The organism is Mesorhizobium sp. M7A.F.Ca.CA.001.04.2.1, from assembly GCF_003998485.1.
Lineage (GTDB): Bacteria > Pseudomonadota > Alphaproteobacteria > Rhizobiales > Rhizobiaceae > Mesorhizobium > Mesorhizobium ciceri.
Map to the genome: position 1 here is coordinate 1 of NZ_RZQT01000019.1, position 22,915 is coordinate 22,915.

Annotated in this window: 19 protein-coding genes; 10 read left to right on the forward strand and 9 right to left on the reverse strand. The window is 64.4% G+C overall.

Annotation, left to right across the window (positions count from 1 at the left end; translation table 11 throughout):
- Both EN955_RS08700 and EN955_RS08705 read right to left on the reverse strand, forming a co-directional pair.
- The coding region (locus EN955_RS08700; RefSeq protein WP_206523749.1) for a hydantoinase B/oxoprolinase family protein at nt 1-1,019 on the reverse strand (1,019 nt) is incomplete at its 3' end.
- A 1-nt stretch (nt 1,020) separates the two neighbouring features.
- A complete protein-coding gene (locus EN955_RS08705; RefSeq protein WP_024502139.1) occupies nt 1,021-3,105 on the reverse strand; it encodes a hydantoinase/oxoprolinase family protein in 2,085 nt (694 codons plus the stop codon).
- 221 nt (nt 3,106-3,326) lie between these two features.
- On the opposite strand from EN955_RS08705, the gene EN955_RS08710 reads away from it, so the two are divergent.
- The 5 genes from EN955_RS08710 (at nt 3,327) to EN955_RS08730 (ending at nt 9,781) form a co-directional block, all read left to right on the forward strand.
- Nucleotides 3,327-4,154 carry a ferredoxin--NADP reductase gene (locus EN955_RS08710; RefSeq protein WP_013528564.1) on the forward strand — a complete coding sequence of 276 codons (828 nt, stop codon included), beginning with the start codon at nt 3,327-3,329 and terminating at the stop codon, nt 4,152-4,154.
- A gap of 152 nt (nt 4,155-4,306) precedes the next feature.
- Complete coding sequence (gene deoC / locus EN955_RS08715; protein ID WP_127218515.1) at nt 4,307-5,356, forward strand: deoxyribose-phosphate aldolase; 1,050 nt, start codon at nt 4,307-4,309, stop codon at nt 5,354-5,356.
- A gap of 69 nt (nt 5,357-5,425) precedes the next feature.
- Nucleotides 5,426-7,798 carry an aldehyde dehydrogenase family protein gene (locus EN955_RS08720; protein WP_024502141.1) on the forward strand — a complete coding sequence of 791 codons (2,373 nt, stop codon included), beginning with the start codon at nt 5,426-5,428 and terminating at the stop codon, nt 7,796-7,798.
- Between the two features lie 186 nt (nt 7,799-7,984).
- Entirely contained in the window at nt 7,985-8,716 is a 732-nt protein-coding gene (locus tag EN955_RS08725) for an SDR family oxidoreductase (protein WP_013528567.1), read from the forward strand.
- 219 nt (nt 8,717-8,935) lie between these two features.
- Nucleotides 8,936-9,781 carry a fumarylacetoacetate hydrolase family protein gene (locus tag EN955_RS08730; RefSeq protein ID WP_024502142.1) on the forward strand — a complete coding sequence of 282 codons (846 nt, stop codon included), beginning with the start codon at nt 8,936-8,938 and terminating at the stop codon, nt 9,779-9,781.
- Nucleotides 9,782-9,947: 166 nt separating this feature from the next.
- Here EN955_RS08730 and EN955_RS08735 read toward each other — a convergent pair whose 3' ends face one another.
- The 7 genes from EN955_RS08735 to EN955_RS08765 form a co-directional block, all read right to left on the reverse strand.
- A complete protein-coding gene (locus EN955_RS08735) occupies nt 9,948-10,946 on the reverse strand; it encodes an ABC transporter ATP-binding protein (RefSeq protein WP_024502143.1) in 999 nt (332 codons plus the stop codon).
- 15 nt (nt 10,947-10,961) lie between these two features.
- Nucleotides 10,962-12,017 carry a Gfo/Idh/MocA family oxidoreductase gene (locus tag EN955_RS08740; protein ID WP_024502144.1) on the reverse strand — a complete coding sequence of 352 codons (1,056 nt, stop codon included), beginning with the start codon at nt 12,015-12,017 and terminating at the stop codon, nt 10,962-10,964.
- 1 nt (nt 12,018) lies between these two features.
- The gene (locus EN955_RS08745; protein WP_024502145.1) at nt 12,019-12,486 is read right to left on the reverse strand and encodes a DUF4304 domain-containing protein; all 468 of its coding nucleotides are present in this window, start codon (nt 12,484-12,486) and stop codon (nt 12,019-12,021) included.
- On the reverse strand, nt 12,483-13,322 hold the full coding sequence (locus EN955_RS08750; RefSeq protein ID WP_013528572.1) for a carbohydrate ABC transporter permease: 840 nt from the start codon (nt 13,320-13,322) through the stop codon (nt 12,483-12,485). Before EN955_RS08750 ends, EN955_RS08745 begins: the two co-directional genes overlap by 4 nt.
- 11 nt (nt 13,323-13,333) lie before the next feature.
- Nucleotides 13,334-14,263: a sugar ABC transporter permease gene (locus tag EN955_RS08755; RefSeq protein ID WP_013528573.1), complete on the reverse strand. Its 930-nt coding sequence runs from the start codon at nt 14,261-14,263 to the stop codon at nt 13,334-13,336.
- A 244-nt stretch (nt 14,264-14,507) separates the two neighbouring features.
- The gene (locus EN955_RS08760) at nt 14,508-15,767 is read right to left on the reverse strand and encodes an ABC transporter substrate-binding protein (RefSeq protein WP_024502146.1); all 1,260 of its coding nucleotides are present in this window, start codon (nt 15,765-15,767) and stop codon (nt 14,508-14,510) included.
- A gap of 2 nt (nt 15,768-15,769) precedes the next feature.
- Nucleotides 15,770-16,729 (reverse strand): N-acetylmuramic acid 6-phosphate etherase, encoded by a 960-nt coding sequence (locus EN955_RS08765; RefSeq protein ID WP_024502147.1) that lies wholly within the window; start codon nt 16,727-16,729, stop codon nt 15,770-15,772.
- Between the two features lie 199 nt (nt 16,730-16,928).
- On the opposite strand from EN955_RS08765, the gene EN955_RS08770 reads away from it, so the two are divergent.
- Genes EN955_RS08770 through EN955_RS08790 form a run of 5 tightly spaced genes read left to right on the forward strand, consistent with a single transcriptional unit; the run spans nt 16,929 to nt 22,907 of the window.
- Nucleotides 16,929-17,810 (forward strand): N-acetylglucosamine kinase, encoded by an 882-nt coding sequence (locus tag EN955_RS08770; protein WP_013528576.1) that lies wholly within the window; start codon nt 16,929-16,931, stop codon nt 17,808-17,810.
- Nucleotides 17,807-18,589: a GntR family transcriptional regulator gene (locus EN955_RS08775; protein ID WP_013528577.1), complete on the forward strand. Its 783-nt coding sequence runs from the start codon at nt 17,807-17,809 to the stop codon at nt 18,587-18,589. The genes EN955_RS08770 and EN955_RS08775 overlap by 4 nt, the downstream gene beginning before the upstream one ends.
- Before the next feature lie 17 nt (nt 18,590-18,606).
- Nucleotides 18,607-19,641, forward strand: a complete 1,035-nt coding sequence (locus tag EN955_RS08780; RefSeq protein ID WP_024502148.1) for an SIS domain-containing protein — start codon at nt 18,607-18,609, stop codon at nt 19,639-19,641.
- Nucleotides 19,638-20,816 carry an N-acetylglucosamine-6-phosphate deacetylase gene (nagA, locus tag EN955_RS08785; RefSeq protein ID WP_024502149.1) on the forward strand — a complete coding sequence of 393 codons (1,179 nt, stop codon included), beginning with the start codon at nt 19,638-19,640 and terminating at the stop codon, nt 20,814-20,816. Before EN955_RS08780 ends, nagA begins: the two co-directional genes overlap by 4 nt.
- A 51-nt stretch (nt 20,817-20,867) precedes the next feature.
- Nucleotides 20,868-22,907, forward strand: coding sequence for an ABC transporter ATP-binding protein/permease (locus tag EN955_RS08790; protein WP_024502150.1), 2,040 nt, complete (start codon nt 20,868-20,870; stop codon nt 22,905-22,907).
- The last annotated feature ends 8 nt before the right edge of the window (nt 22,908-22,915 follow it).

The window sequence follows — 22,915 nt, forward strand, 5'->3', positions numbered from 1 at the left end:
GCGCAGCCCGAGACGGGCCGCGGATATTTGGCGTCGAGGAACGTGCCTTCCGGCCGCTTGACGATCAGGGGTTCAAACGCGCCGGCGCTGATCGGTACATCCGGGAAAATGTGGCGCATGGCGAGATAGACCGAGGATAGGGTCGTCGCCAGCACGCTGTTCATCGGCCCGGCGCAGGGCTTTGACGAGCCGGTGAAATCGAAGGTCAGCGTGTCGCCCTGTTTTTCGACGCCGAGCGCGATGATCAGCGGCTCGTCGACCACCCCATCGGAATCGACAAACGCCTTGGAATGGTAGGTGCCGTCGGGAATGGCTGAGATGTTGGCGCGCATCTGTTCGGCCGCGCGGCGGCGCAGTTCGGCGATCGCCTCTACAACCGTTTCATCCCCGTAACGATCCAGGATTCCATTCAGCCGATCCTGGCCGATCAGCAGTGCGGCGGCCTGGGCCCTGATATCGCCGATGCGCTGGTCGGCGACGCGGATGTTGGAGCAGATGATGGCGTAGATTTCCGGGTCGAGCACGCCCTTCTTGAACAGTTTTACGGGCGGCAGTCGCAGGCCTTCCTGCTCCACGGCAGTCGCCGAGGCTGAAAATCCGCCCGGCACCGAGCCGCCAATGTCGGGCCAATGGCCGGTGTTGGATAGCCAGCAGAAAATCTTGCCGTCCCGGTAGACCGGCATGGCGAAGCGCACATCCATCAGATGGGTGCCGCCGAGATAGGGGTCGTTGACGACGTAGATGTCGCCTGGTTCCGGCGGCAGGCAACGGCCGTCGGCGATCATCTCGATCACCGTCCTGGTCGAATACTGCATGACACCGACGAACACCGGCAGGCCCTGGCTGCCTTGCGCGATCAGCGAACCGTCGACAGCCGAATAGATTCCGTCGGAACGGTCATTGGCCTCGGCGATGACCGGCGAGAAAGCGGCGCGAGAGAACGTAAGGTCCATCTCGTCGCAGACCTGCTGCAGGGCCGCCTGGAGGACCGAAAGGGTGATGGCGTCGAGCTTTGCCATATCAGGCCTCGCCAATGTCGATGATGATGTTGCCGTCAGCGTCGCTGCGTGCGCGGTCGCCGGGTTCGAGCACGGTGGTGGCATCCATCTGTTCGAGGATCGCCGGGCCTTCGATGATAGCATCGAGCGGCAGCTTTTCACGCGCATATACGGGCGTGTCGTGCCAACGGCCGGCATACCAGACCGGCCGGATTTCGCGCCGCGCCTCGTCCAGCGTTGCTGCGCGCCCCGCCGGATCGATCAGGCGCGACAGATCGATCGCCAGACGCACGCCGGTGACCGATGTATTGAGATTGACGAGATTGGCTCGGATTTCCGGCAGCTCGACCTTGAAGCGGGCGAAATAGGCCTTTTCGAAAAGCTGCTGCAGCGTTGCCCGGGTCACCGAGGAGGACGGCAGCGCCACGTTGATGATGTGGGTCTGGCCGACGAACTGCATGTCGGCGGAGTGGGTGACGCGGATCGTCTCCGGCTTTACCGCTTCCTTGCCGATCAGCTCCTTGCCTTCGTTTCGGTGCCGTTCCAATACTGCGTAAAGATACGTTTCGTCGAGTACCGACACCGGCTGGTTGATGGTGTTGACGAAGTCGTGGCGCAGGTCGGCAACGACGCAGCCGAGCGCGTTGGTGATGCCTGGACGCGCCGGCACCAACACCTTGGGCAGGCCGAGTTCGCGCGCCAGGGCAGTCGCATGCAGCGGCCCGGCGCCGCCGAAGGCGAACAGCGCGAAATCGCGGGGGTCATGACCGCGTGACACCGAGACCATGCGGATGGCGCCGGCCATCTTCATGTTGCCGAGCCGCAGCACCGCGCCCGCCGCCTCGACGCCGGAAAGGCCGGTCGGCTTGCCGATTTTCTCCTCGAAGATGCCGGTGACGCGCTCTGATGTGACCGGGTTTTCGACTGCCAGCAGCTTCTTCGGCGCCAGCCGGCCGAGCACCAGATTGGCGTCGGTGATGGTCGGCTCGAGGCCGCCGCGCCCGTAGCAGATCGGGCCGGGATTGGCGCCCGCACTTTCCGGGCCGATCTGGATCAGGCCGGCCGCGTCGACGCGGGCGATCGAGCCGCCGCCGGCGCCGACCGTGTGCACCGCCACCATTGGCACATGGATCGGCATGGCATATTCGATCTCGATCTCGTTCGAGACGGCCGGCTCGGCATTGCGGATCAGCGCCACGTCGGTCGAAGTGCCGCCCATGTCGTAGGTGACGAGGTTTTCGAAGCCGGCACGTTTTCCGGTGTAGGCGGCGGCGATGACGCCCGAGGCCGGACCGGACATGACAGTCTTGGCCGATTCACGTGTGACGAAGCGGGCAGAGATCATGCCGCCATTGCCGTTCATGATCAGGAAGTCGCGGGCATAGCCTTTTGCAGCCAGTTCCTTGCGCAGCCGCTCGACATAGCGCTCGAGGATCGGCTGCACCGAGGCGTTGACCGAAGCGGTGACGCCGCGCTCGAACTCGCGCGCCTCCGACAGCAGCGCATGGCCTGCCGTGATGTAGCCGTTCGGCCAGAGCTCGGCGGCAATTTCGGTGGCGCGCCGCTCGTGCGCCGGATTGGCGTAGGAATGCAGGAAATGGATGACGAGGGATTCGCAACCGGCCGCGATCAGCGTCTGCACCGCCTCGCGCATTTCGGCCTCGTCGAGCGGTGTGCGTATCGCACCCGACGCCTCGACGCGCTCCGACACTTCGAGCCTGAGATTGCGCGGGATGATCGGCACGAAGCTGCCGGTCATGCCATAGGCCTGCGGCCGCGTGCGCCGGCCAAGCTCGATCACGTCGCGAAAACCGCGCGTGGTGATCATGCCGGTTTTCGCCAGCCGGCGTTCGAGCACCGCATTGGTGGTGGTGGTCGTGCCATGCACGATGAGGTCGATGCCGTCGATCGGAAATCCGGTGGCGCCGAGCGCCGAAACGACACCGAAGGCCTGGTTGTCGACCGTGGTCGGCGTCTTGGCCAGATACACCCTGCCGCCATCGCTTCCGTCGATCAGGAGCAGGTCGGTGAAGGTGCCGCCGACATCGATACCGGCAACGACATTTCCCTGGGGATCGCGCGCTTGCGCCGAAATATTCTCTTCCATCGTCGAAACCCGAAATGCGCGGACTACGGATATGCGTCAGTTTGGAAAGCTGTTTTAAGGGAGCATCTTGACGCAAATATCGTTTGTATACTAATAAATTCCGGACACAAGAGCTTGCCGCTTTGCAGTGTGCGAACAGCACGCCGGGACCTGAATGGTCCGGGCGCGCAGGTGAAGGTTTGGCGCCCGCGTCCGTGAGCTGGGCCAGAAGGTTGGATTTGATGAACACCACATCCGCTCTCAACACCGTCGGCGCCCGACCGCTGCAGTTCCCGATTCCGGCCAATGTCTATGCCGAAACCGTGGTCTCGGTGAAGCACTACACCGACCGGCTGTTCTCGTTCCGCATCACCCGTCCGCAGTCGCTGCGCTTCCGCTCCGGCGAGTTCGTCATGATCGGGCTGCCCAATGCGGAGAAGCCGGTGTACCGCGCCTATTCGGTGGCGAGCCCGGCCTGGGACGAAGAGCTGGAATTCTTCTCGATCAAGGTGCCGGACGGCCCGCTGACTTCGGAGCTGCAGAAGATCCAGGTCGGCGACACCGTCATCATGCGCCAGAAGTCGACCGGCACGCTGGTGGTCGACGCACTGACGCCGGCCAAGCGGCTGTTCATGATCTCGACCGGCACCGGCATCGCGCCCTTCGCCAGCCTGCTGCGCGACCCCGACACCTATGAAAAATTCGATCAGCTGATCCTGACCCATACCTGCCGCGACAATGCGGAACTCACCTACGGCCAGGAGCTGGTCGCAGCACTTGAAAGCGACCCGCTGATCGGTGAACTGACCACTGGGCGCGTCACGCTCTACAATTCGACGACCCGCGAGGAATCGGCACGCATGGGCCGCATCACCGCGCTGATCGGCTCCGGCAAGTTCTACAGCGATCTCGGCATCGACAAGCTCAACCCGGCAACCGACCGGATCATGATCTGCGGCTCGATGCATATGCTGAAGGACGTCAAGGAACTGGCCGAAAGCCTCGGCTTCGAGGAAGGCTCGCTGAGCCATCCGGCGACTTTTGTCGTCGAGCGCGCCTTCGTCGGCTGAGCCGCACCAACATCTCGAAGTCTACGTTTTTGACCGCACGGTCAAAAATTGCTGCTTTCGCCGCCTTTTTCGGTTATGACCGCCCGCAGGACTCGTGAAGTACGGCTTCACGGGCTATCTTCGGCACACGTCGCTGAATGAAAGGGCAGGAGATGAGCAGCACAATCCGCGAAGCCGATGTCGACTCGTCCAAGGTGACGCCGCTGCCGGCGCGTGCCGCCGCCAATACAGCCGTCCCACCGGACCATCGCGTTGCGCGCAACCCCGGCATGAAGCTCGACCTTGGCTTCATGGAATCGGTGCGCAGCGTCAATCGCTCGGCGCTGGAACGGCGCGTCGCCAGCCTGACCAAGCGGCGCTCTATCAAGGCCGACAACCAGGCCGCCTGGCTGCTGCGCGCCGTCGCCTGCATGGATTTGACGACGCTGAATTCCAACGACACCGAGGAGCGCGTGCGCCGGCTCTGCGCCAAGGCGATCAACCCGTTCCGCCGCGACATTGTCGAGGGCCTCGGCATATCAGGTGAAACCATCCGCCCGGCCGCCGTCTGCGTCTACCACCCCTTCGTTGCCACCGCCGTCGATGCGGTGCGCGGCACTGGCATCCATGTCGCCGCCGTCTCCACCGCCTTTCCGCATGGCCTGGCGCCGCTGTCGACCCGTTTGCAGGAGATCGAGGCCTCGGTCCGTGACGGCGCCGACGAGATCGACGTCGTCATCCCGCGCGGCCTGGTGTTCGGCGCCAAGTGGCGGGAGCTTTACAATGAGATCGTCTCGATGCGCGCCGCCTGCGGTGATGCGCATCTGAAGGTCATCCTCGGCACCGGCGACCTCGCCACGCTGCGCAATGTCATGCTGGCCTCGATGGTGGCGATGATGGCGGGCGCCGATTTCATCAAGACCTCGACCGGCAAGGAAAGCGTCAACGCGACGCTGCCCGTCGGCCTCGCCATGGTGCGTGCCATCAGGGCCTATTTCGAGGAAACCGGCTATCTCATCGGCTTCAAGCCGGCCGGCGGCATTTCCACGGCCAAGGCCTCGCTCGACTGGCTGGTGCTGATGAAGGAAGAGCTCGGCCGGCCATGGCTGGAGCCGGACCTGTTCCGTTTCGGCGCGTCGAGCCTCTTGACCGACATCGAGCGCCAGCTCGAGCACCATCTGACCGGACATTATTCGGCCAATCATCGCCACGCGATGGCGTAAGCCTTTACCCCACCCCGATCGGCTTTTGCCGATCGACCCTCCCAGGCGGGAGGGTGAAGGAGGCACCTGATGAACATTCTCGATCGCTATCACGCCATGGAATACGGCCCGGCACCGGAGGCCCGCAACGAGGCCGACGCCTGGCTTGCCGCGCGCGATTTCGGCAAGGCGCTGTTCATCGGCGGCGACTGGAAAGCCGCTGCCGGCGGCAAGACCTTCGAGACCAGCGAGCCGTCTTCCGGCAAGCTGCTGGCCGAGGTCTCGGACGCCAATGCCGCCGATATCGACGCGGCGGTTGCGGCCGCCGCCAAGGCGCTGCCGAAGTGGTCGGCAGCCTCAGGCTATCAGCGTGCCAAAGTACTCTATGCCATCGGCCGCGCCATGCAGCGGCATCAGCGCCTGTTCGCGGTGCTTGAGACCATCGACAACGGCAAGCCGATCCGCGAAAGCCGCGATATCGACGTGCCGCTGGCGATCCGCCATTTCATCCACCATGCCGGCTGGGCGCAGGCGCTGGACAGGGATTTCCCCGGCCATAGGGGTGTCGGCGTCGTCGGCCAGATTATCCCGTGGAACTTTCCGCTGCTGATGCTGGCCTGGAAGATCGCGCCGGCGCTCGCCGCCGGCTGCACCGTGGTGCTGAAGCCGGCCGAGTTCACGCCGCTGACCGCTATCCTATTCGCCGAGATTTGCGAGCGTGCCGGCGTGCCGAAGGGCGTCGTCAACATCGTCCAGGGCGGCCCTGAGGCCGGCGTCGCCATCGTCAACCATCCCGGCGTCCAGAAGATCGCCTTTACCGGTTCTTCCGAGGTCGGCAAGATCATCCGCAAGGCCACCGCCGGCTCGGGCAAGAAACTGTCGCTGGAGCTCGGCGGCAAATCGGCTTTCATCGTCTTCGAGGATGCCGATCTCGACAGCGCCGTCGAAGGCCTGGTCGACGGCATCTGGTTCAACCAGGGCCAGGTCTGCTGCGCCGGTTCGCGGCTCCTGGTGCAGGAAGGCATAGCCGACGCCCTGATCGCCAAGGTCAAGACGCGGATGAGCCGGCTGCGCGTCGGCAGCCCGCTCGACAAGAACACCGATATCGGCCCGCTGGTCGATCTGACCCAGCTCGAGCGCGTCAAGGGCCTGGTTGCCGAAGGCGCCAGACAGGGCGCTGTTTGCTGGCAGCCGGATGCCGGGCTGCCGTCCTCCGGCTACTACCATCTGCCGACGCTCGCCACAGGTGTTTCGCCGGCTAACATATTGGCGCAAGAAGAGGTGTTCGGCCCTGTTCTGGCGACCATGACCTTCCGCAACACCGAGGAAGCGATCGAGCTCGCCAACAACACGCGCTATGGCCTCGCCGCCTCGGTGTGGAGCGAGAACGTCAACCTTGCCCTGCACGTCGCGCCGCAATTGAAGGCCGGCGTGGTCTGGGTCAACGGCACCAACATGTTCGACGCCGCGTGTGGCTTCGGCGGCTACCGCGAGAGTGGTTTCGGTCGTGAGGGCGGGCGCGAGGGTATGTTCGAATATCTCACGGCAAAATTGCCGCTCGGCCCGGTCATCAAGCCGGCGACGATGTCGGCGCAACCGGTCGAGCAGGCCGACGGCGCGGCAATCGACCGTACGGCAAAGCTGTTCATCGGCGGCAAGCAGGTACGGCCGGACGGCAATTATTCGCTCGCCATCGCCACCGCCAAAGGCAAGCTTGCCGGCGAAGTTGGGCTCGGTAGCCGCAAGGATATCCGCGATGCCGTCTCCGCCGCCCGCGGTGCCAAGGCCTGGCCGGAGGCGACCGCCTATAACAGGTCCCAGGTGCTCTATTATCTGGCCGAGAACCTTTCCGGCCGCGCCGGCGAGTTCGCCGCCCGTCTCACCGAATTGACCGGCGCCACGCCCAAGGCCGCGCGGGAAGAGGTCGAACAATCCATCGAGCGGCTGTTCCTCTATGCCGGTCTGGCCGACAAATTCGAGGGCCGCGTGCACCAACCGCCCGCGCGTGCCGTGACATTGGCGCTGCACGAGCCGGTCGGCGTCGTCGGCATCGTCGCGCCGGATGCCTCGCCGCTGCTCGGCCTGATCTCGCTGATTGCACCCGCACTCGCGATGGGCAACACCGTGGTCGCAGTGCCGTCGGAGCGCTACCCGCTGCTGGCGACCGATCTTTACCAGGTCATCGAATATTCCGACATTCCCTCAGGCGCCATCAACATCGTCACCGGTCGCAGCGCCGAACTCGCCGGCGTGCTGGCCAAGCATGACGATGTCGACGGGCTTTGGGTGTTCGCCGATGCCGAGACCTGCGCCAAGGCGGAAGCCGAGTCCATCGGCAACCTCAAGCGCGTCTGGAGCGGCAATGGCCGCGGCATCGACTGGGCATCCGACCAAGCCGCCGGCGACGCCTTCCTGCGCCGCGCCGTCGAGGTCAAGAATGTCTGGGTGCCTTACGGCGATTGATGGCCTGCCGGTACTGTTCAGATCGTGTTCGGGCTTGACGCCCGGACAGATGTTCTTTAACGAGAAAAAACATCTTTATCAGTGAACGGTCAACGGCGCAGGCTGCACGATCACGCGTGACTGGCACATGACGCCTTGGCCAGCCGCAGGTAGACCCGGACTATCCCAGCGGACGAGGAGAACAGCATGGCGGATCTGGCAGGCAAGGTCGTTGTCGTCACGGCAGCGGCGCAAGGGATCGGCAAGGCGAGCGCACTGGCCTTCGCAAAAGCCGGCGCCATCGTCTACGCCACCGACATCAACGAGACGCTGCTGGCGGAACTCGCCAAGACGCCAGGGATCAAGACCCGCAAGCTGGACGTGCTCAACGACGAAGCCGTCAACGCCGCCTTTGCCGAGATCGGTGTCGTCGACGTGCTGTTCAATTGCGCCGGTTTCGTCCATTCGGGCTCGATCCTGGAGATGAAGGACGGCGACCTCGATTTCGCGCTGAACCTCAATGTCCGCGCCATGATCCGCACCAGCCGGGCCGTGCTGCCCGGCATGCTGGAACGCGGCGACGGATCGATCATCAACATGGCCTCGCTGGCCAGTTCCACCAAGGGCGTGCCCAACCGCTTCGTCTATGGCCTGACCAAGGCCGCGGTCATCGGCCTGACCAAGGCGATAGCCGCCGACTATGTCGGCAAGGGCATACGCTGCAACGCCATCTGCCCCGGCACGGTCGAGAGCCCGTCGCTGCAGGACCGCATGCACGCGCAAGGCGACTATGATGCCGCCCGCGCCGCCTTCATCGCCCGCCAGCCGATGGGCCGGCTCGGCACGCCGGAGGAAATCGCCGATCTGGCCGTCTACCTGGCCGGCGCCACGTACACGTCCGGGCAGGCCTACAATATCGACGGCGGCTGGTCGATCTGACTGCGGAAATCTTGCGTGGGCCGGACGATCTGGCCCGTTGCCGGCGTTTAACAGGGGATCGAACAGTCTGAAAATCCCGCGCGCCGGCTATCTTGTATGGCGATCGCGCTTGTCCGTAGTCAGGTCGGTGGGTACGGTCCGCCGGTTCCTTGAAGGAGCAATCGCCTTGGCGGAAAGTTTGCAAAAGGCCACGAGGCCGCAATCAGGAGAAGGATTTAGATGAAACTGCTGCGCTATGGCGAGGTGGGAAGCGAACGTCCCGGCCTGCTCGATGCGGATGGAACGATCCGTGATCTCTCCGCTCACGTCACCGATATCGGCGGCAAGGCACTCGATCCGGCATCGCTGGCAGCACTCGCCAAGCTAGATCCGAAGTCGCTGCCGGCGGTTTCCGGCAGCCCGCGCCTCGGCGCCTGCGTTGCCGGCACGGGCAAGTTCATCTGTATCGGCCTGAACTATTCCGACCACGCCGCCGAGACCGGCGCCACCGTGCCGCCGGAGCCGATCATCTTCATGAAGGCGAGCTCGGCCATTGTCGGCCCGGATGACGACGTGCTGATCCCGCGCGGCTCGGAGAAGACCGACTGGGAAGTCGAGCTGGCCGTGGTCATCGGCAAAACCGCCAAATATGTCAGCGAAGCCGACGCGCTCGACTATGTCGCCGGCTATAGCGTCGCCCACGACGTCTCAGAGCGCGCCTTCCAGGCCGAGCGGCAGGGCCAGTGGACCAAGGGCAAGAGCTGCGACACATTCGGCCCGACCGGCCCATGGCTGGTGACCAAGGACGAAGTGGCCGACCCGCAGAACCTCAAAATGTGGCTGACCGTCAACGGCAAGACGATGCAGAACGGCTCGACCAAGACCATGGTCTATGGCGTCAAGTATCTGGTGTCCTATCTCAGCCAGTTCATGTCGCTGCATCCCGGCGACATCATCTCCACTGGCACGCCGCCCGGCGTCGGGCTGGGCATGAAGCCGCCGGTGTTCTTGAAGGCCGGCGATGTGGTGGAGCTGGGCATTGAAGGCCTGGGGCAGCAGAAGCAGACGTTCAAGGCGGACGTTTAGGCAGTACATTTCGGGGTCGGCGCTGCCCCCTCATCCGGCCGCTTCGCGGCCACCTTCTCCCCGCTGGGGAGAAGAGACTGGCGTCGGCGCTGACAATCTCCTCTCCCCTCGGGGAGAGGTCAGCCGAGCGAAGCGGAGGCTGGGTGAGGGGGCTGCGCCGGCGTATCTACTTCAGCACCTTCCCATCCGCACCAAACCGATACGTCTTCGCCGGATCCGGCGTCGCATACAGCGTGGCACCCGGCTCGGCATCGTAAACACCAAAAATCCGCACGGTGATCAGCCCGGCCTTCTCGCAGTCGAGATAGAGGTTGGTGTCGGCGCCGAGATGCTCGGCGTGCACCACCGTTCCCTTCCAGGAGCCGGATTTCGGGTCGACGGTCAGATGTTCCGGCCGCACGCCGATGGTCCTGGCGGTTTCGCCGAGACGGGCGCCGTCGACGAAATTCATCTTCGGTGAGCCGATGAAGCCGGCGACGAACTCATTTGCCGGCGAATTGTAGAGCTCCATCGGGCCACCGATCTGCTCGATTTTCCCTGCGTTGAGCACCACGATCTTGTCGGCCAGGGTCATCGCCTCGACTTGGTCGTGGGTGACGTAGATCATCGTCGCCTTCAGCCGGCGGTGCAATTGCGCGATCTCGAGCCGCGTGTTGACACGCAGCGCGGCATCGAGGTTCGACAGCGGCTCGTCGAACAGAAACAGCTTCGGCTCGCGCACCACGGCGCGGCCGATGGCGACGCGCTGACGCTGGCCGCCGGAGAGTTCGGCCGGCCGCCTTTCGAGATAGGGCTCCAGCGACAGCATCGACGAGGCGATGCCGATGCGGCGCTCGATCTCCGGGGTCGGCGTGCCGGCCTGCTTGAGGCCGAGGCCCATATTGTTCTTCACCGTCAGATGCGGATAGAGCGCATAGGTCTGGAACACCATGGCGATGCCGCGCTTGGCCGGCGGCGTGGCCGAAACGTCCGCGCCATCGATGACGACGCGGCCCGAGGTCGAATCCTCCAGTCCGGCGATGACCCTGAGCAGGGTCGACTTGCCGCAGCCGGACGGCCCGACGAAAACGACGAACTCGCCGTCGTTCACTTCGAGGTTGATGCCCTTCAGCACCTCGACCGGCCCAAAGGCCTTCTTCACGTTCTCGATGTTCAGCGAGCCCACGGCTTCGTCCCTGTTCTAGAGTTTGACGGCGGCGCCACTGCGCACGCTCTCGTCGGCGGCAAGGCAGACGGCGAGCGATTTGACCGCGTCGTCCATATGTTTGGTGAGATCGAGATCCTCGCGGATTGCCTTCAGCACGAAGGCCTGTTCGAGGTCGCAGAGGTCCTGATGGCCGGGTTCGCCCTCCATCGACAACATCTCGTCTGGCTTGGCGAACTTGCCGTCCGCGCCGGTCGCCGCATTGTGCAGGCGGATGGTCGAGGTCTTGGTGTGGGTGTCGATGTCATCGGACTTCACACCTTCCTTCATGACGATCGACACGCAGCCATTGGGCGAGATGACGTCCTTCACGAAGAAGGCGGTTTCCGAAATCATCGGCCCCCAGCCGGCCTCATACCAGCCGACCGAACCGTCATCGAACAGCACCTGCAAGTGGCCGTAATTGTACATCGAGGGCGCGACCTCGTCGGTCAGCCGCACGCCCATGCCGCGCACTTCCACGGGCTTCGCATCGGTGATCTGCAGCATGACGTCGAGATAGTGCACGCCGCAATCGACGATCGGCGAGGTCGTCTGCATCAACTGCTTGTGCGTCTCCCAGGTATGGCCCGAGGATTGCTGGTTGAGGTTCATGCGGAAGACGTAGGGGCCGCCGAGCTTGCGCGCTTCGGCGATGAGCCTGATCCAGGACGGGTGATGGCGCAGGATGTAGCCGATCACCAGCTTCCTGCCGTTGGCCTTGGCCGCCGCGACGACGCGCCTGGCATCGGCCACCGTCGTTGCCAGCGGCTTTTCGACGAAGACGTGGCAACCGGCCTCGAACGCCTTCACCGCATAGTCGGCATGGCTGTCGGAATAGGTGGCGATGCAGGCGACATCGGGCTTTTCGTCACGCAATGCCTCGTCGAAGGAGCGCCTGATGCCGTAACCCGACAGCCCGTCCGGCAGCGGCACGTCGGAGCGATTGATCAGCGCCGCGATCTGGAAACCTGGATTGGTATGGTAGGCCAGCGCATGGCTGCGGCCCATATTGCCGAGGCCGGCGACGACGACACGCAGGGGTTGGGCCATTTCAATTCGCCTTTTCTTGCCTGCGGGCTGCGAGAGCCACCATCACCTGTGGCTCACATTCATCTGCGACCCGCAGGGCTGCTTCTTCGCTGTCACACCGGGACAAAAGTCGAAAGCCATAGGCATCAACTCCGTCCTTGATCAGTGAAAGCCTCTGATCATCAGGCAAGGGATGCTCAAGGTTGAGCGCCTGCTCGAACGCTTTCGACTGCTCGTCTTCCATCTGGGAATTGACGCGCCAACGAATGTGACAATTGTATTCCTTCGGCCGGCGCTCCGGCCCAAGCCGTGCAAACCAGACAGCAGCGTTGATATAGAATTGCGGACCCCAGGAAGACTTCTGAAGGTTCAGCACACAGATCGTCTCCGGCCCCTCTCGGTAGAAATTTTTGGCGCGAACGCCCCGGAATCCATAGTGGCTCGCTGTCTCGACGAGGGCCTGTACGATAGCTTCTTCCCCGCCGCTCACTTCACCGCTCCGGAAGTAATGCCGCGGATCAACTGCCGCGAGAAGATGACGTAGAGGATCAGCACCGGCATGATCGCCAGCGACAGCGCCGCCAGGATAGCGTTCCAGTTGGTGACGAACTGGCCGAGGAAGAGCTGCGCGCCGAGCGTCACCGTCTTGGTTTCTTCCGACGGCGCCAGGATCAGCGGGAACCACAGGTCATTCCAGATCGGGATCATGGTGAAGACGGCGACGGTTGCCATCGAGGGCCTGACCAGCGGCAGCACCAGGCGGAAGAAGATGGTGTATTCCGACAGGCCGTCGATGCGGCCGGCATTCTTCAGATCGTCGGACACCTGCTTCATGAACTCCGACAGGATGAACACGGCAAGCGGCAGGCCTTGCGCGGTGTAGACCAGGATCAGCGCCGTCAGCGTGTTGACCAGCCCGCTCGCCACCATCAATTGCAGGATGGCGACGGTGCCCAGCCGGATCGGGATCATGATGCCGAGCGCCAGATAGAGGCCCATCAGCGAGTTGCCGCGGAAGCGGTATTCCGACAGCGCGAACGCCGCCATGGCGCCGAACAGGAGCACGAGGAACAGGGAGGCGACGGTGACGACGAGGCTGTTCTGGAAATAGTGGATGAAGTCGCCCTGGCCGATGACGGTGGTGTAGCCGATCAGGTCGAAGGTTTTGGGCGTCGGCGGCGTCAGCGGCGCGCCGAAGATGCCGGCGCGGGACTTGAACGAGTTCATGATCACCAGGATCACCGGAAACAGCGCGATCACCGTGTAGGTCAACAGGATCGCATGGGCGCCGATGGTGCGGGGCACGGAACGGGTGGCGGTGCTCATCTCTCGGCCCCTCAGAACTGGTAGCGACGCAGGCGCGTCTGGACGAGAAAGAGATAGACGCAGACGCCGCCGAGGATGATCAGGAACATCATCGTGGCGATCGCCGCGCCCATATTGGGGTCGCCGACCTGCAGCTGGAAGCCGAAGAAGGCGCGGTAGAGGAAAGTGCCGAGAATATCGGTCGAATAGTTCGGCCCGGCGAGCGCGCCTTGCGCGGTGTAGATCAGGTCGAAGGCGTTGAAATTGCCGACGAAGGTGAGGATCGAGATGATGCCGATCGACGGCAGGATCAGCGGCAGCTTGATCTTCCAGAACTGCGCCAGGCCGGTGATGCCATCGCATTCGGCGGCCTCGATCACCTCTTCGGGGATCGACAGCAGGGCGGCGTAGATCAGCATCATCGGGATGCCGACGAACTGCCACACCGAAATCAGGCTGAGTGCGGTGAGCGCATATTGTTCCTTGCCGAGCCATGGCGTGAACAGGCTTTTCAGACCGACGAGATCCATCAGATGCGGCGCTACGCCCCACAACGGGGACAGGATCAGCTTCCAGGCGAAACCGACGATGACGAAGGACAGGATGGTCGGCACGAAGATCGCCGTGCGGTAGAAGGCCGCGAACCTCAGCCTCGGGCTGGACAGAAGCGCGGCCAGCATAACGCCGATCGGGTTCTGCACCAGCATGTGGATGATAAAGAACCAGGTGTTGTTCCTCAGCGCGTTCCAGAAACCCACCGACCAGTTGGGATCGCCGAACAGCATGCGGAAGTTTTCCAGCCCGACGAAGACCTGGTGCTGCTCGATGTTGCGGAACAGCGAGAGCTGCAGCGTGCCGGCGAGCGGCAGGATCATGATTGCCGTGTAGACAAGCACCGCCGGCGCCAGGAAGACGCCTATATGCCAGCGGAACGGTCTTTTCGGTCTGATATCTGCGGCCATGAGTTCGGTCCCCGCCGTCTCTCGGTTCCAAAGGGTATCGATCTAGATGATGCCTCGATGCACGGCCCGACCATTCCTGCCGATGCGGCAGGAACAAAGGCCTGCGACTGATCAGCTAGCCTTCCCCGAAGAGAGGGTAAGGCCGGGAGGCGGTGCCGACAATCGCAATCTGAATAGGCGCACTTTGAATGAGGTAGTCCGGAACCGGCCAGGCGTGCGCCGGCCGGTTCCATTACCTGAGCTCTTACTTGGCCGGATGGTACCAGCTGTCGAGGCCGGTCTGCAGCTTCTTGGCCGCCGCTTCCGGCGTATCGGTGCCGTTGATGACGTTGGCCGATTCAACCCAGGTCTCGTTCTCGAGGTTCGGCGTGCCGCGCGACAGGATCTGGTAGGTCGAGCGGATCGTCGACTTGCACTTGCCGCGCCAGGAGACGAATTCCTGCGCCAGCGGGTCTTCCATCTTCACCGGCGAGGAGTTCAGGCTGAAGAAGCCCGGCAGTGCGTTGGCGTAGATGGTGGCGAAATCCGGCGAGGCGACCCAGGACAGGAAGGTCTTGGCCGCATCGGCGTTCTTCGAAGCCGCATTCAGGCCCATGCCGATATCGGTATGGTCGGAGATGTAGCAGGTGTCACCGGCCTTCTCGACCGGCGGCGGGAAGGCGCCCATCTTGAACTGCGCCTGGGTGTTGAACAGGCCGATCTCCCACGAGCCGGCCGGGTAGATGGCGGCGCGGCCGAGCGTAAACAGGTTCTGGCTGTCCGGATAGGTCTGCGCCTCGAAGCCATCGCCGAGATAAGGCTTCCACTTGGCCAGTTCCTCATACGGCGCGACCCAGTCCTTGTCGGTCAGCTTCTGATCGCCCTTGATCAGTGCTGCGCGGCCATCTTCGCCCTTCCAGTAGTTGGGGCCGATGTTCTGGTAGCCCATGGTCGCGGCTTCCCAGAGATCCTTGGTGCCCATCGCCATCGGGATGTAGGTGCCGTCGGCCTTGATCTTGTCGAGCGCGGCGAAGAACTCGTCGCGGGTCTCCGGCACCTTGATGCCGAGCTTGTCGAAGGCGTCCTTGTTGTAGATGAAGCCGTGGATGACCGAAGCCATCGGCACGCAGAAGCTCGCCTTGCCGTCGTCGGTCTGCCAGGCGGACTTGGCCACCGGCGAAAAGTTCTCCATGCCGGGCAGCGCCGAGAGATCGGCAAGGTTGCCCTTCTTGAACAGCTCAAGCGACTTGTCGAACGGGCGGCAGGTGATCAGGTCGCCCGCCGAGCCGGCGGCGAGCTTGGCGCCGAGCGCGGCGTCATATTCGGTCGGAGCCGAGGGTGCGAACACGACCTTGATGCCCGGGTTCTTGGCTTCGAAAGCCGGGATCAGCTTGTCCTTCCAGATGGCAAGGTCGTCGCCGCGCCAGCTTTCGATGTTAAGCGTTACGTCGTCGGCATAGGCAACCCCGGCCGAGCCGAGAATGCTGGTGCCCAAAAGCAGTGCCGTCAGTAGTTTCGTTGTCATGCTCAGTCTCCCTGTTGACCTTTTTCAGGTTCGGTTTTGATGAGAACAGAGGCTTTTGAGCCCTTGCTCCCCTCTATAGCGGAAAGGGCCGGCCGCAACTTCTGGCCGGCCTCTTCCAGTATCTTCTGCGCCGCGTCAGTGCTGTCGGCGCCGGCGGCGAGCAGAATGGCGGTCTTAACCGCGCCGCCGCTCTTTTCGAGCAGGCGGGCCGCTTCGTCCGTGCCGCGGCCGCTGACGACGGCGACGATGCGCGCCGCGCGGTCGCGCAGCTTGATGTTGTCGGCCATGAGATTGACCATGTAGCCGTCATGCACATGGCCGAGATGGATGGCGGTCAGCGTCGACAGCATGTTGAGCGCGATCTTCTGGGCAGTGCCGGCGCCCATGCGCGTGGAGCCGGCGATCAGTTCCGGCGGCGTTTCGAGCAGGATGGCGGTTTGTGCCTGGCGCAGCAGCGCAGAGTCCCTGTTGTTGGCGATGCCGATGGTGGCAGCGCCGCGGCGGGCAGCCTCCTGGATGGCCCGCACGGCATAGGGCGTCGTGCCGCTGGCGGAAATGGCGATCAGGCAGTCGCCCTTGCCGAGGCCGGCCTCGGCGACCGCTGCCGCGGCTTCCTCGGTATCGTCTTCCGGCCCGCCGGCCAGCGTGCGGAAAGCGTCGTCGCCGCCGGCGATGAGGATGGCGATGCGGTCGCGGTGAATGCCGAAGGTGCCCGGCAGCTCCAGCGCATCGGCCAGTGCCATCAGGCCTGAGCTGCCGGCCGCGGCGTAGGCAAGCTTGCCGCCGCCCTTCAGCCTGCCGGCGATGATCTCGGCGGCCCTGGCGATGGATGGAATGGCATGGCGCACCACCTTGGCGGCTTCGATCTGCGCATCGGCCAAATAGGAAAGGATGGCGTCCGGAGGCTGGATATCCAGCCCCTCGGCATTTTTGTGAAGCGCTTCGGTGCGCGTTTCGGCCATCCCGGTTCCTCCAATACCAGAACAATACCAAAAAAATACCACTTGTCCACACGCATTAACGAATTCGCGGGCCGGAAATCGCTGAGCGGCCGAAATACGCAGATTTTTCAATAAAATACGGCTTAAACTTTTTGAAACGGAAATTAACCCTTGGCTATTGGTATTTTATTGGTATTATCCGCCCGGAGGAGAAATCAACGTGAATTTCGTGCTCGGAATCGATGGCGGCGGCACCAGCTGCAGGGCCGCCCTGGCAACGGCGGACGGCACGGTGATCGGCCGCGCCAAAAGCGGCGCCGCCAACATCCGCACCGACCTGACCGGCGCCCGCTCGAACATCGTCGAGGCCGCCAGGCAGGCGTTCCTCGTCGCCGGGCAGGATCCGGAACTGATCCCGCGAACGCCCGCAATTCTCGGCCTTGCCGGCGCCAATGTCGGCACCTACCGGCAGCAGCTCGAGGCGATCCTGCCATTCAGCATCAGCCGCGTCGAGACCGACGCCGAAATCGCGCTGGAAGGCGCTGTCGGCGCCGGTGACGGCGCCATGGCGATCCTCGGCACCGGCACCGCCTATATGGCGCGCAGACAAGGCAAATCGCGCGCCATCGGCGGCTGGGGCTTCCAGGTTGGCGACCAGGGCAGCGGCGCCCGTATCGGCCGCGACCTGCTCGAACAGACACTGCTTGCCTATGACGGCGTCCGCGCGGGCTCGCCGCTGACGCAGAGCATGCTGGCCGTCTTCCGCAACAACCCGGAGGATGTCGTCGAATTCACCACCAATGCCAAGCCCGGCGATTTCGGCGGCTTCGCACCCAAGGTGTTCGAACACGCCGAGAAGGGCGACAGCGTCGCCAACTGGATCCTCGACAGGGTGGTTGCCGATGTCGAAGCCTCGCTCGGCGCGCTCGATCTCGCCGACGACGCGCCGCTGTGCCTTCTCGGCGGGCTGGCGCCGCTCTACGCGCCGCGCCTGTCTGCCCGCTACCGGGCGCTGCTGAAGCCGCCGCTCGACGACGCGCTGGGCGGCGCGGTGCAGATGGCGGTTCGCCTTTTCGCCGGACACGCGGAGGCAACTCGATGAGCGAGGCCGCCGACCAGATCTTCGCCACGCTGAAACATCAGGCGCAAAGCGGCGCGCCGCTTTATCTGCAGCTGCGCAAGAGCATCGAGGACGCGGTCAATCGCGGCCTGATCGGGCCGGGCGACGCGCTGCCCTCCGAGCGCGACATCGCCACCAAGGCCGATATTTCGCGGGTCACCGTGCGCAAGGCGGTGCAGGATCTGGTCAAGGGCGGCATCCTGGTGCAGCGCCACGGCTCCGGCACCTTCGTGGCGCCGCGCATGGAGCGTGTCGAACAGTCGCTGTCGCGGCTGACCTCGTTTACCGAGGACATGGCGCGGCGCGGCATGGTGGTGCGTTCGGCATGGCTCGACCGCGGCCTTTACGCACCTTCGCCCGACGAAATGATGGTGCTCGGCCTGTCGTCGGACGAACTGGTGGCGCGCGTGGCGCGCCTGCGCATTGCCAACGACACGCCGCTGGCGATCGAGCGGGCCTCGCTGTCGGCCAGCGTGTTGCCCGACCCGGCCGACATAGGCTCCTCGCTCTATGCCGCGCTGGAATTGACCGGCAATCGGCCGGTGCGGGCGGTGCAGCGCATTTCCGCCGCCAATCTCGGCGACAGCGACGCGCGCCTGCTCGAAGTGCCGCCAGGCATTGCCGGCCTGCACATCGAACGTATTTCCTATCTGGCGAGCGGCAAGGTGATCGAATTCACCCGCTCTATCTACCGGGGCGACGCCTATGATTTCGTCGCCGAACTGCGGCTGACAGGGCCGAGCGAAGAGGGCCGACCATGAGCACGACAGAGCCGACCATGTCGACAGAGATGACCCATATGCGGCGCGAGATCGAGGAGGTCCCACAGGCCGTCGCCCGCCTGCTCGACGGCTCCGGCGCCGTGCTGACCGAAGCCGGGCGCGGCATCCGTGAACGCGACCCGCAGTTCGTCGTCACCGTGGCGCGCGGCTCATCCGACCATGCCGCCACCTTCATGAAATACGCCGTCGAGCTGACCGCAGGCCTGGCCGTCGCATCGGTCGGGCCGTCGATCGCCTCGATCTATGGCCGCAAGCTCAGGCTCGCCGGCTCGGCCTGCCTGGCGATCTCGCAGTCGGGCAAGAGCCCCGACATCGTCGCCATGGCCGAAACCGCGCGGGCGGGAGGCGCGCTGACCGTCGCCATCACCAACACCGCCGATTCGCCGCTGGCGCGTGCCTCGGACTATGCTATCGATATCCTGGCCGGCCCCGAGCGCAGCGTCGCGGCCACCAAGACCTTCATCAATTCGGCCGTCGCCGGCCTCGCTCTGATGGCGCATGCCACCGGCGACGATGCGCTACTGGCGGCGCTTGCCCGCCTGCCGGAGCATTTCGGCAAGGCGATCGCCTGCGACTGGATGAGCGTGCTCTCTGAGACGATCGAGAAGCAGAAGTCGTTGTTCATCCTCGGCCGCGGACCGTCGGCGGCGATGGCCAATGAGGCTGCGCTGAAATTCAAGGAGACCTGCGGCATGCATGCGGAAGCCTACAGCGCCGCCGAGGTCATGCATGGCCCGCTGGCGCTGGTCGGCCCTGATTTTCCGGTGCTGGCGCTGGCCGCGCGCGACGCGTCCGAACCGTCGATTGCCGAGGCCGCCGACAGCCTGGCGGCCAAGGGCGCGCCGGTGTTCGTCACCTCGGCACTTGCCCAACGCGCCGTGCGCCTGCCGCATGTCGCCACCGGCCATCCGCTGACCGATCCGCTGACGCTGATCGTCTCCTTCTACATGTTCGTCGAGGCGTTTGCCCGCCATCGCGGTCTCGACCCGGACACGCCGCGCAATCTTCGCAAGGTGACGGAGACCGTATGAGCAATCGCTTTGCCCTGACTGGCGCCCGGATTTTCGACGGCGACGATTGGCATGAAGGCCACGCGCTGGTCGTGCGCGACGGTCTCGTCGAGGCCATTTTGCCCACGGGCGCCGTCCCCTCGGACATCGCCCTCGTCGACGCCGGTGACGGCCTGCTGGTGCCGGGCTTCGTGGACCTGCAGGTCAATGGCGGCGGCGGCGTCATGCTCAACGACCATCCCGATATCGCTTCCATCGAGACCATCTGCCGCGCGCACGCGCCCTTCGGCACGACGGCGCTGCTGCCGACGCTGATCACCGACACGCCTGCAATCACGGCCGCCGCTGTTGCCGCCGGCGAGGCGGCGGCGCGCCAGAAGGTGCCTGGCTTTCTCGGGCTGCATCTCGAAGGCCCGCATTTGTCGGTCGCCCGCAAGGGCGCGCATGATCCGGCGCTGATCCGGCCGATGACGGATGCCGACCAGGCGATGCTGATCGCGGCGCGGCAAAAGCTGCCGGTGCTGCTGACCACCATCGCGCCCGAATCCGTCGAGCCGGCTCGCGTCGCGGCGCTGACTAAGGCCGGCGTCATCGTCAGCCTTGGCCATTCCGACACCGGCTACGCCACCGCCAGCGCCTTTGCCGCGGCGGGCGCCTCGATGGTTACCCACCTGTTCAATGCGATGAGCCAGATAGGCAATCGCGAGCCTGGCCTGGCGGGCGCCGCCATCGACATCGGCACCTTGTCGGCCGGTCTCATCGCCGACGGCATCCATGTCGATCCGGCCACCATCAAGATCGCACTGCGCGCCAAGCAGGGGCCGGCCAGGATCGTTCTGGTCACCGACGCCATGGCGACAATCGGCACCGACATGACGTCGTTCACGCTCAACGGCCGTACCATCTATCGCAGGCATGGCAGCCTGCGGCTCGGCGACGGAACGCTGGCGGGCGCCGATCTCGACATGATCTCGGCCATTCGTTTCACCCACCGCGTCATCGGGGTCGAGCTTTCCGAGGCCTTGCGCATGGCTTCGCTCTATCCGGCGCAAGCAATCGGCCAGTCGCACCGGCTTGGCCGATTCGCCAACGGCACGGCTGCGGATATTGTCGCGCTGTCGGACGATCTCGACCCGAAGGGCGTCTGGATCGGCGGCGAAAAGGTTTTTGGAGCCGGCTACGGCACTGCGCATTGATATCGGCTGTCGTCGTGAAACCTTTTGATTTTGAGGTCGTTGTCGGAGCGTATGTCCGAGGCGAAACCCAAATTGAAACAGGCCGACGGCATCAAACCGCGCGGTGCCTTGAAGCCGCGACAGCAAGCGCCGCGTGACCACAGGCCGCGCCACGAGGATCTGCGCGGAAAAAAACCGCCGACTGCCGAAGCTGCCCCCGAGGTCGACGGCCAGCCGGGACCGCCCCCGGAGGCTGTCGAGCCGGATCCGCAACTGACGCCCGAAGAAGCCGAGCAGGCGCGCCGGAAATACCTGCTGCGGCGTTTCTGGATCAGCGGGCGCGGCTACTGGGCCAGGCGCGGCGATGGGCTTGCCTGGCCGCTCACGATCGGGCTGTTGATCCTGATCTGCGTCAATGTCGGCTTTCAGTACGGGATCAACGTCTGGAACCGCTCCTTCTTCGACGCCATCGAGCAACGCAACGTCCACACCGTCTATGTGCTTAGCGCCATATTCCTGCCGCTCGTCGCTGGAAGCGCGGGCCTTGTGGTCGCGCAGGTCTATCTGCGCATGACGATCCAGCGCCGCTGGCGTTCCTGGCTGACCACCGCCGTCATCGCACGCTGGCTTGCCAATGGCCGCTACTACCAGTTGAATCTCGTCGCCGGCGACCACTCGAACCCCGAAGCCCGCCTCACGGAGGATCTGCGGATCGCCACCGAGTCACCGGTCGATTTCATCTCCGGCGTCCTCAATGCGTTCCTGTCGGCCTCGACCTTCATCGTGGTGCTGTGGACGATCGGCGGCGCGCTCACTTTGCCGATCGGTGGCGAAAACCTGACCATTCCCGGCTTCCTCGTCATCACCGCAGTCATCTATGCCGCCATCACCTCCACGTCGATGGTGGTCATCGGCCGGCATTTCGTCCGCCTCTCCGAGCAGAAGAACCAGGCGGAAGCCGAATTCCGCTACACGCTGACGCGGGTACGCGAAAACGGCGAGAGCATCGCATTGCTCGGCGGCGAGGAGGAGGAGCGCAGCGGCATCGACAGGAATTTCGGTCATGTGCTCAGGCAATGGGCGCTGCTGACGGGCCAGCACATGCGCACGGCGCTGGTGTCGCAGGGGTCGAGCCTGTTTGCACCGGTCGTGCCGGTCCTGCTTTGCGCGCCGAAATTCCTCGAAGGCTCGATGTCGCTCGGACAGGTGATGCAGGCTGCCTCCGCCTTCGCCATCGTGCAGGGCGCGTTCGGATGGCTGGTCGACAACTACCCGCGTCTTGCCGACTGGAACGCCTCGGCGCGACGCATCGCCTCGCTGATGATGTCGCTCGACGGGCTCGAGCGTGCGGAGCAGAGCGACGCGCTCGGACGCATCCAGCACGGCGAAACCGAAGACGGTGCGATGCTCAGCCTCGACGATCTCTCCGTCACGCTCGACGACGGCACCTCCGTGGTCAAGGAAACCGAGGTTGCGATCGAACCGGGCGAGCGTGTGCTGGTGGCTGGCGAATCCGGCTCGGGCAAGTCGACGCTGGTGCGGGCCGTTGCCGGCCTGTGGCCATGGGGCGGCGGCAGCGTCAATTTTCATGCCGACAGGCGACTGTTCATGCTGCCGCAACGTCCCTACATCCCCTCGGGCACGCTTCGCCGCGCGGTCGCCTATCCCGCGGCCGCGGACAAGTGGACGATCAAACAGATCAAGGCCGCCCTGGACAAGGTCGGCTTGGCCTATCTTGCCGAAAGGATCAAGGAAGAAGCGCCATGGGACCAGACGCTGTCGGGCGGCGAAAAGCAGCGTCTCGCTTTCGCGCGCCTGCTGCTGCACCGCCCCGATATCGTCGTGCTGGATGAAGCAACCTCGGCGCTCGACGAGAAGAGCCAGGACGCCATGATGGCGACGGTGATCCGCGAATTGCCCGATGTCACCATCATCAGCGTGGCGCACCGTGCCGAGCTGGAAGCCTTCCACAGCCGCAAGATCACCCTCGAACGGCGCGAGGGCGGCGCCAAGCTTGTCAGCGACATCAACCTCGTGCCGCGCAAGCGCAACCTGCTGAAGCGCGCCTTGTGGGGCTCCGGTAGTCGGGTCGAAAGGGCGCGCAAGGAGTAAGGCGCCGC